Raw genomic sequence first — 17,171 nt, forward strand, 5'->3', positions numbered from 1 at the left:
TTACGCCGGGTCGAGCGTGGTCGACCACAGCGCAACGTCGGCGCGATCACGCAGCGTCACCGTCATCTGGCCCGTTGCGCCGTCGATCCTGACGTGACCGAAGAACTGCATGTTGGCGGAGGGCGGCAGGTTTGGTTTGTCGACGCCGGCGGCTTTGACGAACCTGACTTCCGGTCCGAAGGTGTTGTCGAGTTCGTTCGGCCCAAAAGTTCCCGCGTTCAAGGGACCAGCGACAAACTCCCAGAACGGCGTGAATTCCTGGAATTGCGCCTTGTCGGGGTTGTAGAAATGCGCTGCCGCGTAGTGCACGTCCGCCGTCAGCCACACCGTGTTGGTGACGCCCGCATTCCTGATGAAGCGCAACAGGTCGGCAATCTCGAGCTCGCGACCGCGCGGCGGGCCGTCGCCCTGCGCGAACGCCTCCGAACCTCTCTTGTTGGCGGCGTCATCGTACACGATCAGGCTGAGCGGCATGTCGGAGGCAATCACCTTCCATGTGGCGCGTGAGTTCAACAGGCCGCATTTCAGCCAATGCAACTGATCCGGCCCGAGGAAATAGCAGTCGGGGCCGTAACTGGCCTGCAAATTGGGACCGTTCGGCCCGCGATAGCTGCGTTCATCGAGCATGAACACGTCGAGATGCGGCCCATAGCCCAGCGCGCGGTAGACCCGCCCGGGCTCAACAATGCTCTCGCGCATCGGATACATTTCGTGGAAGGCGCGTGCCGCCCGCGCGGCCAGCAAATGGATGTCGCGAACCTTGTAGGCCTCGGGAAGTTCCTTCGATGGCGACCAGTTGTTGGTGACCTCGTGGTCGTCCCACTGCACGAAGATCGGCACCTCGGCGTTGAAGGCGCGCAGGTTTTCATCGAGTAGATTGTACCTGTGCGCGGCGCGGAATTCATCGAGCGTCTCGGCGACCTTCGCCTTCTCCGGGATGGTGAGGTTTCTCCAGAGCTTGTCATCTCGCAATTTCACCTCGGACGAAATGATGCCGTCGGCATAGATGGTGTCGCCCGAATGCAGGAAGAAATCGGGTGCGTGCTTGCGCATGGTGGCAAAGGTGACCATGCCGCCATCATCCGGATTGATGCCCCAGCCTTGTCCGGCTACATCGCCGCCCCACACAAAACTGACGTCGCGGCGATCGGCGGGCGCGGTGCGAAAACGGCCGGTGATCGCCTCGCTTAAAATGTCGGGATGGGAGAGGTCGCGGAATCTGACGCGGTAGAAGACATCCTGACCAGCGGGCAGGTTTTCGACCAGCATCTTTGCCGTGAAGTCGCTCTCCGGCAGCGCAGCGATCGGCGGCAATGCCCGGCAATCGCGAAACGACTCCGTGGTGGCGACCTCGACCATCATCTGCGAGGGCCGGTCCGCGCGCGCCCATACCACGCCGCCATCGGTCCCGACATCGCCGGACTGCACGCCATGCGTGATGATCGGCCGGTCGGCGGCGCGGCTGAGATACGGCATTGCCACGGTGGCGATCGCGCCGGCGGCCGTGCGAAAAACGTGTCGGCGGGAAATCCTGCGCGGGATCGTCATGCGGAGGTTCATATCGCTCAAAATTCGCGGGAAGATCGCGAGACAGGGTTAAAGGGAAAATGTGACGATGCGATTGCAGAAGGCACGATTGCAGAAAATGCGCCGGCCCTGATCGACTATAACGTTCCGGTCGCGCGGAACTGGGCGCTCGCCCGTTGCAGATTTTGCGGCATTTGCAGCAACAGCGCCTTGCGGTCGGCGACGGCGTGATGGAATTGTTCCAGCGCGATGTTGAACGAAGTCAGCGCGCCCTCTTCGATGGCGCCGTGTTCGAAGCAATGCAGTGTATCGCGCAGGATACCGTCCGCCTCAGACTGCATCTGATCGAGTTCCTCGAGCGAATCGGAGCGGCGGGCGCTTGCGATCATTTCCAGCAGCCGTTCGCGAAGCGTCGAGTTGTTGTTGCGTTCGTCCTTTTTAAGATAGCCGGCAAACCACGCGCCGACCGAGCCCATCGCGGAAAGGGCCATCAGCCCCCACCAGATGAAGTCGCTGTAGCGATCAAGGAACGTCTTCTCCTCGCCATCGACGAAGGCCGCAGCTCCCGGATGCACGGGGATATAGGCATCCTTGTCGGTATCCGGTGTCTCGATCTTCGCGGCCAGCGGGAATTCGGCCACCAGGTTCTGGCGGATCGCAAATAATTGCCGCGTGAAAGCCGCAACCGTGGTTTCCGAAAGATCCTTGCGCGCCACGATGTGGTGCGAGAAGCTGATGGTCTTCACTTCCTCTTCGGGGCGGTCAGGCGAGCCGCCAAAGGCGCCGGCTGGAATTTCCGAGGACTCGTACATCGGGTGATTCTGCGCAATCGCCTCGGCCGAATCGATGGCGAGGAAGGTCGGAGAATGACCGTCGCGCGTCGATGCCGCGATCGCTTCGATGGTGATCTTGCTGTTGACGGGACCTGCGGCGAGCCAGGCGTCCGCCTTCTGGTTGCGAATGGCGTCGGCAGCCTCGGTAGTGGGAAACTGGACGACTTCGACCTTGTTCGGATCGACGCCATATTGCTGCAGGATCACCTTGAGCAGGTCGACATTGGCCTGGGTACGGCCGATCACGCCGACCCGTCGTCCCGCGAGCTGCGCGATCTTGGTGATTTTCGGGCCCGACTTCTTGCCCTTCATGGCTGCAGGCACCCAAAGCACCGCCACATTCTTGCGCAGCGTCGCCACGGCTTGCGCATTTTTCGGAACGTTGAGGTCGCCGCGGATAATGGCGAGATCGGCCTTTCCTTCGGCAAGCGCCTCGGCGCTCGCGGTGGCGCCCTCGGTCTGAATGGGCCGCAAACGGATCTGGCTGTGGGACTGGGCGGCAAAGGCCTGGGTCAGGGCCTGGACGACCCTGAGATCGTCGCTGTTGGCCGGACCGACCGCGATGCGCAAGCTCACCGGCCGCATCGCAAAGTAATATCCCGCCGCGAGCGTACCGATGATCGCGAGGGTTCCCGCAATCGCGATCAGCATCCCGCTCCGCCCCGATGGACGGGAAGGCGGCGGCTTCGGCGCCTCGGCGAGGTCAAGACTGCTGGTCATCGATCGAACAACAACGCCTTCAGGTCCAATTTTCGTCTGCCGGGATGGTTATATCGATATTGTAACAAATTTCGCACCGCCGCGTAGTGACATCCCCGTCATGGTTACCGGGAGCTTCGAAAAGCGCCTTTTTGAGCCGGCATGAAGTCCGCGACGGCCTGCAGCGGCCGGACCATCTCTGGGTGATATGGTAAGTTTAGGGTCAAAGAGGAGGCAATTATGGCGGAACGGCTGTCGGCCGAGGCAAGAAAAGCGGCCCTGAGGGGCTTGCCGGGTTGGACCGAGGTGGCGGACCGGGAGGCCGTCGCGCGAACCTTCATGTTCAGGGATTTCAACGAGGCATTCGGGTTTATGGCGCGCGTGGCACTGGTTGCCGAAAAACGCGACCACCACCCGGAATGGCGCAACGTCTACAAGACGGTGGAGGTCGTTCTGGCGACGCACGATGCGGGCGGCGTCACTGCGCGCGACATCGAACTTGCCAAGGCGATGAACGCGATCGCGGCGCAGCTCGGCGTTCCCTGATTTGCGTTCTTGCCGATGTCTTGAAGGTCAGGGGTGAAATGCCCAGCTATCTGCGTGGGCCGTGAAGGTGGGCCAAGGGGTTTTTCGGCTGGAAATCGCAAGCAGGATCGGCGTGGCGGGGTTCAGGGAGCCAGGCGATGATATCGGGACATACCGTTGGATTTGAGCCTGCGGACGAGTTGGCGAAAGATCCGGAAAGCGTGCGCCGCCGCTTCTGGATCAAGTTCAAGCGCGTGATGTCAAAACTGCCCTTCGCAGAAGATTTGCTCAGTGCCTATTACTGTGCGTTCGACAAGGAGACGCCGCGCCACGTCCAAGCGGCGCTCCTGGGTGCGATCGCCTATTTCGTCCTGCCGTTCGACTTCATCCCCGACATGCTGCCGGTGCTCGGCTTCACCGACGATGCGGCCGTGCTCGCCACCGCGATTCGCATGGTCGCGACCCATATCAAACCGGAGCATCGCGACGCCGCCCGCGCCGCGCTGAGGCGAGGCATCGAGCCGGAGATCTAGGCGCAAGCCGTGCCGAGGCGATCCGACGGAGGTGAGATCGTCGGGGAGCCGATGCTGGCCATTTTCCCGATTGGCGATAATCCCGCGCAGATGAGGTGCAGGCGAACGGAGCGCCTTGCATAAGCCCGTAAAGAAGCCGGGGTGATTCACCCCGGCTTCTTGCGTCCTGCAAGTATCTCCCGTCCGCCTATCGCTGTCTTGGCGACACCTGGGCGCGGGCGTTTTGTTCGGCTTCCCAGGCCTTGTACTGCTTGAACAGGGCTTCCTTGTCGGTGTCGGCGAGCCTTCCTGACGCCGAGCTCTGCCTCAGGAATTCGTCGAACCTGTTGCGCGCGACCGGCTCAATCCCGTGAGAATCAAGCCACTGCTTGGCGGAGGGCAGACGCTGCCAGTCGGCAAGCGGCGCCGACAGCGACACCTCCCTCCACTTCGGATGGAAGGGCGGATTCTGGAACTGCGGGAATTTCGTGAAAAACGCATCCACGAACAGGGAGAGCTTGCGGTACCGGTCGGTGTTCGGCGCCCAGTTGTAGGCGGCGAGCACGGCGGGAACTGCGATGGTGTCTACCTTCTCGCCCTCGGCGATCAGGTTCGGATAGTCCTTCGAGGTCAAGGTCGCCGGCAGGTAGTCGCCCTGCAGCGGTTTCGAATAGTCGACCGTCACGAGATGGAAGCGGTCGTCCTTGAAGTTGCTCACCGACTTGTACGGCTTGCCGCCGCAGACGATGACGGCATCGATTTCGCCGTTCTTCATCTTTTCCATAGCGATGCGCTGCTCGATATAGACGACGTTCGGTTTCATGCCGAGCCGCTCGAACACGGTCAGCGCGGTGACGAAGGTGCCGCCATTGGGAAGATCGACGCTGATAGTCTTGCCGTCGAGATCCTTCAGGCTCTGGATCGACTTCGAAGCCATCACGTGCAGCTCTTCGTTGTAGAGCTTGGTCACGTAGGTGAATTGCTTCTTGATGTCCTTGGCGAAGCCTTTTCTTTCGAGATAGTCGAGCGTGTCGGCTCGCACGATCCCGAGGTCGACGCCCTGCAGGAACAGGATGTCTGCGACGCTCTGCACCGAGCCGCGCCCGACGATCGGAAGTACGCGCAACTTGTTTCCGTCGTCGAGCACGGAGGCAAGGTCAGCCCCAAACTGCACATAGGTGCCGCCGATCGTGCCCGAGATCAGCGTCACCGTGTTCGCGTTCAGCGCCTGCTTTGTGGCAGCCGATCCGAACTGAAAGATCGCCTTGAGGCTGTCCGAAACTCTGGCCGGGTCGTAAACGCCTTCTTCGGCCCGGGCCGCGAAGCCGCAAGCCATCAACGTGGCAGCGAGTGCCAATCCAATCAAACGTCGCATTTTGCTGGTCCCTGGTTCGAAAACTTTATTGCAATTGGCTGAGCCGCCGCTGAGCATCCGCCGAGCCGAGCTGCGCGGCCCGCTGATACCAGGTGCGCGCCAGCACCGGATCGGTGTTGATGTTGCGGGTGTCCTGCGTTCCCAGCACCGAGGGATCGTAAGTCTGCGCCAGCATCAGCGCCGCGCTCGCCTCCTGCGCCTCCGCTGCACGTTCCAGCAACAGGCGGGCGGGCGGGATGTCACCCGAGGCCAGCAGGGCCCTCGCCCGCGTCATCAGAGTGGCGAGTTCGTCAGGGGCAAGCCTTCTTGGCGGCGGTACGGCGACGACCGGCGGAGCTGCGGCTGCTTGCGGAGCCGCGGCCGGTGGCGGAACTGCGGCCGGTGGCGGAGCCGCGGCTGCGGGCGGAGCGGCGGCGACGGTGAGCGGAGCTACGGCGGCCACCGGAGCGGCGGTTTCCGCCGGGGCGACGTTCTGTTGTGCCGCCCTGAGGGCAACGGCAATTTCGTTGCGCGTCGGCGGCTGATTTGAAGCCGGCGAAGTTGCGCGCGCGCTAACCGCCGGTTGAACTTCGGCGGCCGTTGCGGCGGCCGATCGGGAATCCGACGTGCCGATCAGGGAAGCGGTTGCGTTGGCAAACACGGTGAAGGGGTTCTTCACCGTGACGGCGGTGAAGGCGGCCACCGATGCCGCGATCGCCAGGATGCCGGTCTTCAACAACCGCGATGACGTGCTTTTCCGCGCGCTTCCGAATCTCGGCCCCCTCGCGGATCCCTCGGGTCCGGACAGAAAAAGAGGAACGGAATCGTCAGGGAGGAATTCTTCCCTCGTCACGATCGATCGTGTGGGATGGTAAGACCGCAGCTGTGAACCGAACTCGTCGAGGTCGACTGGCTCGGCATACTGGTCGTCGTAGTACCGCTGATCGTACGGATCGTCGTGCGGACCGTACCTGGTGTCCTGCGCCATAGGATGCCTCCCGCTACAAACGCAACTTCGGGCATACCGGCTTTCGTTTCTCGATGTTCTTGGTGCCCAGCCGCCCGCTACTCAGCCCTTAGACTCGCATTTTGAATCCGTCCAAAAAGCGACAATCACCGGTTGGATTTAGGAGATATCTTGATTTCATTTGGGCAATATCGTGCAACCAGCCGGTCGGATTGATGACAAACTGATGACATTTGACACAATCTGGGACAGCCCGACCCTGTCCCTGATCTCGGCGAGGCCTGCGAGGCGTCCTGTTCAGGGATGCAGGATCACCTTGCCCATGGCTTTGCGGCCGGCAAGTACCTTCAGCGCATCAGCGGTTTGTGCCAACGGGAAGGTGCGGTCGACATGGCAGGAGATCTTGCCTTCCGCGGCCCATTTCACGAGCTTTTCCAGATTGGCGCGATTCTTGTCCGGATTGAGGCGCGCCCACGCGCCCCAGAACACGCCGCGGATATCGCAGCCCTTCAACAGCGCCAGGTTGAGCGGCATTTTCGGGATGTCGCCCGCGGCGAATCCGATCACCAGAAAGCGGCCTTCCCAAGCTATCGAACGCAGCGCGGCCTCCGCGTAAGCGCCGCCGACGGGATCGAAAATGATGTCGACCCCCTTGCCGCCAGTAAGCCTTCGAAGGCCTTCCTTGAGGTCTTCCTTGCTATAGTTGAGGCCGAGCTCGGCGCCATGGGCCTTGGCGAATTCGAGCTTTTCATCCGAAGAGGCGCAGGCGATCACCTTCACACCGAGGTGCCTGCCGAGTTCACATGCAGCCAGACCCGTGCCGCCAGCTGCGCCCAGCACCGCCATCGTTTCGCCGGGCCTGACCCCGGCGCGGTCTTCCAGCGCATGCAAAGCCGTGCCGTAAATAATGATGATGCCGGCTGCGCGGTCGAAATCCAGATTGTCCGGAATCTTGACAATGGTACCTGCCGGCAGCGCGATCTTTTCACGCGCTCCGTTGTGACCGCACGAAGCCATGACGCGGTCGCCGGGCTTGAGCTCCGTCACGCCTGCGCCAACGCTTTCGACGACGCCGGCGACTTCCGCCGACGGCGAAAACGGGAAGGGCGGCTTGATCTGATATTTGCCCTGGATCATCAGCAGGTCGAAAAAATTCAGCGCGGCGGCCTTGATTGCGATGACGGCCTCACCGGGCGCAGCTACGGGGTCGGGCACCTCGGTCAGAACGAGATCGTCGGGGCCGCAAAATTGCGAACAGAGAACGGCTTTCATGGACACACCTGATGAGGTTCGAACGCGCCAGTGGAATCGATTCGACGTTCGCAGCCGTGCTGATCGCGAGTTCGAAAAGCGAAAGTCAAATCCGTTGCCTGCCGGGATGGAATGCGAATGGTGAAATCGGACGACCAGCCAACAGGCTCCATACTTCATGCCGGATTTGAGGCCGCTTCACAATAGAAGGCGGTGAATCCGAACTGTCGCGGTTGGCCAAACTGCCTTCACAATCAGACATTTACCCGCTATCCAAAGGGATCGTTACCGTTCTGTGCCGGGCCATCTTGCAGTCACAATGATGAGGGACCAGATTTGGCGATGTCCGTACGGCGAATGCTGACAGTTGCAATGGCGGGTGCGCTGATGTGCGGGGTAGCCAGCCTTGCACATGCGCAGAACGCGTCGCCGAAAACCACCAAGCCTGCGGCGGCTACGCCGCAACCCGCACCTGCACCCGCAATCGCAGGTGGCGCCGAGCCGACGCTGATCGGCCAGTTCGGCACCTGGGGCGCCTACACCGCAACTCCGAACGGAAAAAAGGTGTGCTTCGCGCTGGCCAAACCGGCATCGTCGAAGACCAATCCGCCGAATCGGCCGCGCGATCCCGCTTATGCTTTCGTTTCCTCGCGTCCGTCGGAGAAAGTCATCAACGAAGTCTCGATTATGATCGGCTATGCGCTGAAACCCGGCTCGGAATCGACCCTTGAGGTCGGGGGCGCTTCCTACGCTATGTACGGCCAGGGCGACGGGCTGTGGATCAAGAATGCCGCCGAAGAAGAGCGAATGGTCGATGCCATGCGCAAGGCTGCCGACGCCACGGTCAAGGGCATCTCGGCCAAGGGCACCGAGACTACCGACGTCTTCTCGCTGAAGGGGCTTTCGCAAGCGCTCGACCGGCTGGCGCAGGATTGCAGGCGATAGAGCATGGTTCGGGATCCGAAAGACCCGGTCAGCGCATAATGGAAACTGGTTTTTTGGAACAGGAGCAGACCGTTGCGCTCCGGCCTCTTCACAACTTCAAGTTCACGGCTTTTGTACCTTTCCAGCCACCCCGGGAAGGCCTATCTGATGCGCCATGAATGAGACGATGACAGCCACTCCAGCACAATCCGGCGCCACCGCCAATGCGCCGCTCGAAAAGATCGCGCTAGAATCCTACGTGCCGCCGGCAAAGCCTTCGCTGGTCGGCCTGTCGCGCAGCGAGCTTGCCGACCTTCTGGGCGAGATCGGTGTGGTTTCCGCGCAGCGCAAGATGCGCGTGCAGCAGCTGTGGCACTGGACCTATGTCCGCGGCGCACCGCAATTTGCGGACATGACGAGCATTTCCAGGGAAATGCGCAAGCAACTCGAACAGCATTTCACCGTCGCGCGACCCGAGGTCGCCGCCGAGCAGATTTCCAGCGATGGCACCCGCAAATGGCTGTTGCGCCTGCCAAGCGGCGACAAGCTCGAGAGAGCGCATGAAGTCGAGTGCGTCTATATTCCGGAGACCGATCGCGGCACGCTGTGCGTTTCATCGCAGGTCGGCTGCACGCTGAATTGCTCCTTCTGTCATACCGGAACGCAGCGGCTGGTGCGCAACCTCACCGCGGGCGAGATCGTCGGCCAGATCATGGTGGCGCGCGATCGCCTCAACGACTGGGCCGACCGCGACACGCCGAACGGCGGCCGCCTCATCACCAACGTAGTAATGATGGGGATGGGCGAGCCTCTTTATAATTTCGAGGCGGTGCGCGATGCGCTGCTGATCGTGTCGGACAATGAGGGCATCGGCATCTCCCGCCGCCGCATCACGCTGTCGACCTCCGGCGTGGTGCCGAACATCGTCCGCACCGGGGAAGAGATCGGCGTCATGCTGGCGGTTTCGCTGCATGCTGTCCGCGACGAATTGCGCGACGAGCTGGTGCCGCTGAACCGCAAATATCCGATTGCCGAATTGCTGCAGGCTTGCCGAGACTATCCCGGTTGCTCCAACGCGCGCCGCATCACCTTCGAATATGTCATGCTCAAGGGCGTCAATGATTCGCTTGAGGATGCCAAACTTCTGGTGAAATTGCTGAAGGGGATTCCCGCCAAGATCAACCTGATCCCGTTCAACCCGTGGCCGGGCACGCGGTACGAGTGCTCGGACTGGGAGCAGATCGAGAAATTCTCCGAATACATCTTCAACGCCGGGTACTCCTCGCCGGTGCGTACCCCGCGCGGCCGCGACATCCTTGCTGCATGCGGCCAGCTGAAATCGGAAAGCGAGAAATTGTCGGTGCGCGAGCGGCAGGCGCTGCGCGCGATGGCGATGACGGATTAGAAACATGACTTCGGCGTCATGGCCGGGCAAAAGCGCGAAGCGCGTCTTCGCGCCAGATGTCCCGGCCATCCACGTCCTCACAGGTCTGGCCGAGTAAGACGTGGATGCCCGGGATGAGGCCGGGCATGGCGGTGATGGGCCGGTGGTCTTGTTAACGGATTGATGATGGCACTGATCGGCCGCCTGTTCGTCATTCTCTTCGGCTTCTTCGCGGCCTGCCTGGTCGCGGGAGCGGTCGTGGTCGGCGCGATCATGTTTCCGGAATTCAGCGATCTCGGTGCCGGCCCGGTAGACCCGGGCGCGCTGAACGTCCTGTTCGGCTTCGGCTTCATCTTCGTCAGCGGCTTTGCGCTCGTGCCGGCATTGATCGTGGTCTTGATCACCGAGGCCTTCAATATAAGGGGTGTGCTGACCTACGCGGTCGGCGGGGGTCTGGTCGGTCTGGCGTGCTATCTCGGCCTTGTTCCGTTCGACCCGGCTACGTTGAGCTTCGAGGGTATCGTGCGCCGCCATCTCGAAATCCTGACCGGGGCGGGCATCGTCGCCGGCGTGGTTTACTGGATGATCGCGGGCCGCAATGCCGGCCTGTGGCGGGAACCGCCGCCCCCGCTGCGCCAACCGCCGCCATTGCCGTCGCATTCGCCGCCGCGATCGTGAACAGGCGTGCAATGCCTTTTCAATGCGAGGCGTCTCGGCTAAACCCCGCGCCATGAACCGGACCGGATTGATCATCGCGCTCATGCTCGCGCTCATCGTCGGATTGCTGTTTGGAATCCATCCCGAACTCGATTTGAAGCTTGCCGCGTGGTTCTACGATTCCTCCAGTCGCACCTTCCCGTTGAAGCTCAACACGCTCGCGGCGATCGCGCGCGACGGCGCGATGTGGATCGCCTGGGGCCTGGCGCTACCGGCGCTCGTTGCATTGCTCGTGAAGCTGGCGCGGCCGGACCGTCCGCTCCTGATGTCGGGTCGCGCGGTCGTCTTTCTGCTGGTCACGCTTTTTCTTTCCGCGGGTCTTCTCACCAATTTCACGTTCAAGAGCTATTGGGGCCGCCCGCGCCCGGTGGTGGTGACACAATTCAACGGTGATCAGCCGTTCGTGCCGTGGTGGGACCCTCGCGGCCGCTGCGAACGCAACTGTTCGTTCTTTTCCGGCGAAGGCGCGACCGCGTTCTGGACTTTCGCGCCGGCGGCGTTGGCGCCGCCCGCATGGCGGCCGCTCGCCTATGCCGCGGCGACGCTGTTTGGCGTGACCACGAGCCTGCTCAGGATGGCCTTCGGCGGGCATTTCTTCACCGACGTGGCCGCCGCCGGGCTGGTCACGTTCCTGGTCGTTTGGCTCGCGCACGGCTTCATTTACCGCTGGCCCTCGACCCGGCTCTCGGACGCCGGCATCGATGCGGCGCTGACGCGGCTGGCCTGGCCCGTTTACCGGGCGACGCAGCGCTGGCGCGGCCGCGATATCGGCGAAAAGCCGTCGGTGTAAGCGACTTCATCGCGCCAGCCGTGATTAACTAATGGCCAGGGCTGGTGGAGGACCACCGGCGAATGTGATATCGCGCTACCTAAGCCGCATGCGGCATCAGCAATTCGACCGATTGGAAGCTCCATGAGCACGATTCTGAAAAGCCTGCCCAAAGGGGAAAAAGTCGGCATCGCTTTCTCTGGCGGCCTCGACACCAGTGCGGCGCTGCTTTGGATGAAGCAAAAAGGCGCGCGCGTCTTTGCCTATACTGCCAATCTCGGCCAACCTGACGAGGCCGACTACGACGAGATTCCGCGCAAGGCGCTGGAGTTCGGCGCCGAAAAGGCCCGACTGGTGGATTGCCGAAGCCAATTGGTCCACGAAGGCATTGCTGCCATCCAGTCCGGCGCCTTCCATATCTCCACCGGCGGCATCGCCTACTTCAACACCACGCCACTCGGCCGTGCCGTCACTGGCACGATGCTGGTGTCGGCCATGAAAGAGGACGGCGTCAACATTTGGGGAGATGGCTCGACCTTCAAAGGCAACGATATCGAGCGGTTCTATCGTTATGGCCTGCTGACCAATCCGGACTTGAGGATTTACAAGCCCTGGCTCGACGCGCAGTTCATCGACGAACTGGGCGGACGCGCGGAAATGTCGGCGTTCCTCACCGCCAACGGATTCGATTACAAGATGAGCGCCGAAAAGGCCTACTCGACCGACAGCAATATCCTCGGTGCAACCCACGAGGCCAAGGACCTCGAGCGGTTGGACAGCGGCATCAACATCGTCAATCCCATCTTGGGCGTGCCGTTTTGGCGCGACGCCTGTGTTGTCAAGGCCGAAAAGGTCGCCGTGCGTTTCCTGGAGGGCCAGCCTGTTGCGCTCAACGGCGAGAGGTTCACTGATCCGGTCTCGCTGTTTCTGGAGGCCAACGCGATCGGCGGTCGACATGGCCTTGGCATGAGCGACCAGATCGAGAACCGGATCATCGAGGCCAAGAGCCGCGGCATTTATGAGGCCCCGGGCATGGCGCTGCTGCACATCGCCTATGAGCGCCTCATCACCGGAATCCACAACGAAGACACCATCGAGCAATACCGGATCAGCGGTCTGCGGCTTGGCCGGTTGCTGTATCAGGGGCGGTGGTTCGATTCTCAAGCCCTCATGCTGCGCGAAACCGCGCAGCGTTGGGTGGCTCGCGCCATCACCGGTGAGGTCACGCTCGAGCTGCGACGTGGCAACGACTATTCGATTTTGCGCACCGAGAGCCCCAATCTGACGTATCAGCCCGAGCGGCTGAGCATGGAGAAGGTGGGCGATGCGGCGTTCACGCCGGCGGACCGCATCGGCCAGCTGACAATGCGCAACCTCGACATTGCCGACACCCGCGACAAGCTCGACCTCTATGCAGAAACGGGCTTGCTGTCGATCGGGGAAGGCTCAGAGATATTCAAACTAGACAGCGACAAGGAGTGATCCGCGCACTCTCCTCCATAGCGTTTTCGAGCGAAGTGGAGACCGGTTCGCGTGAAGAAAACGCGTAAAACAAAAGAGTAGAGCCCGGTTTTGATTCTATCAAAACCGATAGGCTCTAGTGGTCCCGGACAAGGTTTGTAGGGTGGGCAAAGGCGCGAGGCGCCGTGCCCACCATCTCGACAGGCGATATCCTGAACGGTGGGCACGCGTCGCTTTGCCCACCCTACAAGCGACCGCAAACAAAAATGGCCGGAATCGCTCCCGGCCATTTTGCGTTTGATGGCTTTCGACTCACCGCGGCGGCGCGATGCCCGGAGGCGGCGGTGGCAGCGCTGCCGCGCCGCCGTTGAGCAATGGCGTGATGCGGCGGACGGTGACGCGCCGGTTGATGCGGCTCGGCCCGTCGGTCTGCTCCTTCAGATATTGTGCGCCGTAGCCCTGCGAGGTCAGGTTCTCCGCCGGCACGCCGAATTGCTGGGTGAGCAACTCTGCCGCCGACTCGGCGCGCCGGTCCGAGAGCGAAAGGTTGTCGACGGGGTTGCCTACCGCGTCGGTGTGACCCTCGATCAGGAACACCTCGCGCGGGTTTCGCGCCATTGCCCGATTGAGTCCGTCGGCGATCACCTGCAGGCGCGCCGCCTGATCCGGCGGAATGTCCCAGGAGCCGGTTTCGAAGTTGATGGTGTTGAGATCGATGCTCGGCATCAACTGGCGCACGGTCGGGCTATAGCGGATTTCGTCCAGCGAATAGCGCCGGTCGATCCGGTCGACCGGCGGTGCTTCCAGCGTCTCGTAGATCAGCTCCGGCGCCGCCACGTCGGCTTCCACGATGTAGCGGTTAAAGGGAATCCGGATGATCGGCGGAGGCAAGTCGACATAGAAGCCGCCGACGGCGCGAGGATCGCGGTAGCTGTTGTCGATGATGATGATCTCCCGGCCTTCGCGGTCGCGCCGAATCCGGCGCACCAGCTGTCCGTCGCCGCCGACCACGTTGATGATCTGCGAACCATCGGGACGGATCACGACGGTACGCGTCTCGCCGCCGACCCTCTCGGTGCGGATGTCGCGCGCGCCGAAGCGGAAGCGGTCCTCTTCGTTGTGGCGGATGAACGACTGGCCGGTCGGGTCGACCACGATGACACGCCCCGGTTCGGTGAAGACCTTGCGGCCGCCCTGGTCGGTTTCCTGCCTTTGGCCACGGAAATCCTCCAGCCGGCGCGGGCCCTGCGGCGCCGCGCCCGGGGCCACGGGAGTCATCGCCTGCGCTGGCGGCGGGGGCGGTGGAATCGGCGCCGTCACCGTTGGCGGCGGTGGACGGCGTGCCACCGGAGCGCCTCCCGGCGGCAACGCGGTTTGACCTCCGGGAGCGGCCGGAGCGGCGCCCGGCGCCGGAGTGGCCGGCGCCGGAGTGGCCGGAGCTGCGTTCGGCGCAGGAGCTGCCGGAGCGGGCCGCGGCGAGGGGGCTGCCGGCGCCGGGGTTGGTGTCGGCGCTGCGGGCGCAGGTCCGGTGCGTGGCGGTGGAGGCGGCGCAGTCGGGCTCGCGGTTGGCGCGGCCGGTGCCGGTCCGGTGCGCGGCGAAGGTGGAGGCGCAGTTGGCGCAGGGGTCGGCGTCGCTCCACCCGCGGGCGGTCGCTGTGACGGCGCAATCTTCTCCCGCTCCATTTCCCTTTCCCGCTCCTGCTGTATGGCAGGTCCTGCCGGTGGCTTCGGAGCAGCAGGCGGCGCCGCCGCTGGAGGCGGCGGGGGCGGCGTTGGACGCGAAGGCGTTGGTGCCGCAGGCGGGGGGACATGTTGTGGTGCCGCAGCCGGCGGTGGCGGCGGCGACGGCCGCGCAGCAGGAGGCGGAGCCGCCGGAGGTGCCGGTCGCGCCGGTGGCGCGGCCTTGGGTGCTTCCTTGGGCGCTTCCTTCGGCGGCTGCTTGGGCTTTCCATCGGGGCCGACTTCCTCCCTGGCCTGCGCGACGACCAGTGGCGTGGTCTGTGCGTGCGATGGAGGCGCCGTGAACTGCAGGGCTGAAAGAGCTGTCGTGGCAAGCAGCAGAGACGAAAGTTTTGTCATGATAATTTGGGTCCTGGAAGGATTCTTGGCAGGGTGCAAACGCTAGCGTGCCGGATCGCCAGTCGATCAACAAACAAGGGTTAGGCCGGATTGTGGCGGCCTTCAAACGAGATTTTGCATTTATTTGCCATGGCGCGAGCCGCAGAAGCGCGATTATTCATGACGCGTTCACATCACCAATCAAATCGAGGTTCCAAATCGCCTATCGGGCATAAGATTGCGATCGGACGGCGCTAACGAATGCTCGGATATCGGTTGCGGGTGATGGCGTCGTCGGCCCCTGCGGTCCGCGCACCGGAAATTCGTCGGGCGCGCGCGATGGCAGTTCGTCGGGCCGTGCAGGCGCGTCTGGTTCCTGCGCCGGGGGCGGCACCTCGGGGCGAGGGTTTCCCGGCGGGCTCTCTGGCGGCGGCTCCGTCGGTTGTCCCGGCTTGAGTGGCGGTTCTTCGGGTGGGTCGATCGGCATGTTCTGCGCTTTGCGGAATTTCGGGCATCGTGGTGCCGAGCCAATTGCGCCGAACTGATAATGTTCCCTCCGCGGGCGGCCTCAGAGCATGATCCGGACCCGAAGGGCCGCGTTAGCGCAAAGTGGAAACCGGTTTTCCGAAAAGATCATGCTCAAACAAAGAGAGATAATGATGCGATTCCCACTTAATCGCATCATGATCTAGAGGCGCACCAGCATCGCGTTGCTGCGGTTTCGGCGGCTTTCCGAATAGCCGATCGAGCGCATGCCGGCGATGCAATCCTTCAGCCATTCGTTGCGCGACAGGTGTTCGATCACCACCGCGCGCGGCCAAAGGCTTGGCGGTGCTTCGGCGAAAAAACCGGTCAGCACGCGATCCTCAAATCCCTCGACGTCGATTTTCAGGGAATCGACATGATCGACGCCGGCTTCGACAAGGATGCGCTGCAGCCGCAGCGAAGGCACCTGGATCGCGCTGCCTCGTTCCTCGTTCGATACGACGCGGCTGGCCGCGAGATTGTCACCGTCGGTGCCGATCATCAACACGCCATCGCAAGCACCCGCCGCAGCGGCCACGATGTGAACATGCGCCAAGCGCGAGGCGGCACGGTTGAAGGCGAGCCTTGCAAGGGTGACGGGATGCGGCTCGATCGCGATCACCGTTCCGGACGGACCGACATGGCGGGCCATGACCATGGCGTAGGTGCCGACATTGGCGCCGACGTCGACGAATACGCCGCCACCGCGCGTGTTCGCCCGCAGAAAATCCAGCTCTTCCCGATTGTAGTCGGGATTGAACAATGCGCCACGCTCGGTGGCGCTTGTCTGGTGGTACAGGCGGAACGACGCGCCATGAAAATGCACGTCGATCGGTCCTGCGCGCAACCGGTCGATCAGCCGCGACAGCATCGGGCGGAACACGCCGCGTCTTACCCGCAGGCGATGCACCATCGCGATGATGGCCGCTTGCGCGCGCGTCGGCGCGAACGCACCGAATGGCGGAAAGGCCGGATCGTTGGCCGGAGCCGTGCCTGGAAGCAGGGGTGCGGTCAAAAACGTGCTCGTTGAATACCGCATCTTGATAGCCGAGTTTTGCCTGCCACTCCAACGACGTGCGATTGCAATCGCGCCCGCGGCTGTGGCTTTCGTTTCCTTGGTTATGTCTGAGGCTTCTGCCGGAAGCGCTGGGAACAGACACTGCCGATCAGACCAAGGGTCATCGACGGTGCGCCGGTGCCATTCGAATCCTCGGCGTTGAATTGGGTGACGATCCCTTCCGGCGACGTGACGACGCTGATCCTGCAAAATCGCGGGTCGTCGGACATCGAGCCGGGGGTACGGCCGTCGCCATAAAGACCTGCATGACCGGTGTAGGATGTCTGGTTGCCCGGCAAGTCCGCTGCGGAAAATTCCCAGACATAGGTCATTTGATCGTTGTCCATCTTCTTGCGCCCGGTCGGCTTGCCGAAGCGGGCAACGACGGTGTCGACATTCTGCCCGACGAATTGATCGCCGGGCCGATTGGCGGTAGCCGCATCCTGCCCCGATGTCCAGCAGCCGCCAAGCGCAACGCACGCGGCGACGATCGTCAGAATTCGCATCTTGGTTGTTCCTCGCCGGCCGGATACTTTCTCAACCGCAAGGCGGGAGCAAGGCAATTTCGCCTGTTGCGCGGGCCGCACTCGCACCGGATCGCGGTACGC

At 62.7% G+C, this 17,171-nt stretch carries 14 protein-coding genes and 1 pseudogene; 7 read left to right on the forward strand and 8 right to left on the reverse strand.

Annotated elements, in window-relative coordinates; genetic code table 11:
• Together VNX23_RS17195 and VNX23_RS17200 are read right to left on the reverse strand one after the other, a co-directional pair.
• Positions 1–1,548 carry an alkaline phosphatase D family protein gene (locus VNX23_RS17195; RefSeq protein ID WP_414643024.1) on the reverse strand — a complete coding sequence of 516 codons (1,548 nt, stop codon included), beginning with the start codon at positions 1,546–1,548 and terminating at the stop codon, positions 1–3.
• A gap of 116 nt (positions 1,549–1,664) precedes the next feature.
• On the reverse strand, positions 1,665–3,011 hold the full coding sequence (locus VNX23_RS17200) for a TAXI family TRAP transporter solute-binding subunit (protein ID WP_325632069.1): 1,347 nt from the start codon (positions 3,009–3,011) through the stop codon (positions 1,665–1,667).
• 279 nt (positions 3,012–3,290) lie between these two features.
• Between VNX23_RS17200 and VNX23_RS17205 the strand changes: the two are divergent.
• Both VNX23_RS17205 and VNX23_RS17210 read left to right on the forward strand, forming a co-directional pair.
• Positions 3,291–3,605: pseudogene (locus tag VNX23_RS17205) on the forward strand (4a-hydroxytetrahydrobiopterin dehydratase); the annotation flags it as partial.
• Between the two features lie 137 nt (positions 3,606–3,742).
• Positions 3,743–4,117: a YkvA family protein gene (locus VNX23_RS17210; protein WP_325631940.1), complete on the forward strand. Its 375-nt coding sequence runs from the start codon at positions 3,743–3,745 to the stop codon at positions 4,115–4,117.
• A gap of 187 nt (positions 4,118–4,304) precedes the next feature.
• Here the strand turns inward: VNX23_RS17210 and VNX23_RS17215 are convergent, their stop codons facing one another.
• From VNX23_RS17215 to VNX23_RS17225, 3 genes are all read right to left on the reverse strand, one after another.
• Positions 4,305–5,471, reverse strand: coding sequence for a TAXI family TRAP transporter solute-binding subunit (locus VNX23_RS17215; protein ID WP_325631942.1), 1,167 nt, complete (start codon positions 5,469–5,471; stop codon positions 4,305–4,307).
• 25 nt (positions 5,472–5,496) lie between these two features.
• On the reverse strand, positions 5,497–6,438 hold the full coding sequence (locus tag VNX23_RS17220; protein ID WP_325631944.1) for a hypothetical protein: 942 nt from the start codon (positions 6,436–6,438) through the stop codon (positions 5,497–5,499).
• A gap of 276 nt (positions 6,439–6,714) precedes the next feature.
• Complete coding sequence (locus tag VNX23_RS17225) at positions 6,715–7,689, reverse strand: NADPH:quinone oxidoreductase family protein (RefSeq protein WP_325631946.1); 975 nt, start codon at positions 7,687–7,689, stop codon at positions 6,715–6,717.
• A gap of 321 nt (positions 7,690–8,010) precedes the next feature.
• On the opposite strand from VNX23_RS17225, the gene VNX23_RS17230 reads away from it, so the two are divergent.
• The 5 genes from VNX23_RS17230 to argG all read left to right on the forward strand — a co-directional run bounded on the left by VNX23_RS17230 (position 8,011) and on the right by argG (position 12,944).
• Complete coding sequence (locus VNX23_RS17230) at positions 8,011–8,613, forward strand: invasion associated locus B family protein (RefSeq protein ID WP_325632071.1); 603 nt, start codon at positions 8,011–8,013, stop codon at positions 8,611–8,613.
• Between the two features lie 166 nt (positions 8,614–8,779).
• Entirely contained in the window at positions 8,780–9,997 is a 1,218-nt protein-coding gene (gene rlmN / locus VNX23_RS17235; protein WP_325631948.1) for a 23S rRNA (adenine(2503)-C(2))-methyltransferase RlmN, read from the forward strand.
• A gap of 165 nt (positions 9,998–10,162) precedes the next feature.
• Complete coding sequence (locus tag VNX23_RS17240) at positions 10,163–10,654, forward strand: hypothetical protein (protein ID WP_325631949.1); 492 nt, start codon at positions 10,163–10,165, stop codon at positions 10,652–10,654.
• A gap of 52 nt (positions 10,655–10,706) precedes the next feature.
• Complete coding sequence (locus VNX23_RS17245) at positions 10,707–11,483, forward strand: phosphatase PAP2 family protein (RefSeq protein WP_325631950.1); 777 nt, start codon at positions 10,707–10,709, stop codon at positions 11,481–11,483.
• Positions 11,484–11,606: 123 nt separating this feature from the next.
• Positions 11,607–12,944, forward strand: coding sequence for an argininosuccinate synthase (gene argG / locus VNX23_RS17250; RefSeq protein WP_325631952.1), 1,338 nt, complete (start codon positions 11,607–11,609; stop codon positions 12,942–12,944).
• Positions 12,945–13,235: 291 nt separating this feature from the next.
• On the opposite strand, the gene VNX23_RS17255 is transcribed toward argG, so the two are convergent.
• The 3 genes from VNX23_RS17255 to VNX23_RS17270 form a co-directional block, all read right to left on the reverse strand.
• On the reverse strand, positions 13,236–15,002 hold the full coding sequence (locus VNX23_RS17255) for an OmpA family protein (RefSeq protein ID WP_325631953.1): 1,767 nt from the start codon (positions 15,000–15,002) through the stop codon (positions 13,236–13,238).
• 667 nt (positions 15,003–15,669) lie between these two features.
• A complete protein-coding gene (locus VNX23_RS17265; protein WP_325631957.1) occupies positions 15,670–16,545 on the reverse strand; it encodes an FkbM family methyltransferase in 876 nt (291 codons plus the stop codon).
• Positions 16,546–16,625: 80 nt separating this feature from the next.
• Positions 16,626–17,069, reverse strand: a complete 444-nt coding sequence (locus VNX23_RS17270; protein ID WP_325631958.1) for a hypothetical protein — start codon at positions 17,067–17,069, stop codon at positions 16,626–16,628.
• Between the last annotated feature and the right edge of the window lie 102 nt (positions 17,070–17,171).

The organism is Bradyrhizobium sp. (assembly GCF_035570375.1).
GTDB lineage: Bacteria > Pseudomonadota > Alphaproteobacteria > Rhizobiales > Xanthobacteraceae > Bradyrhizobium.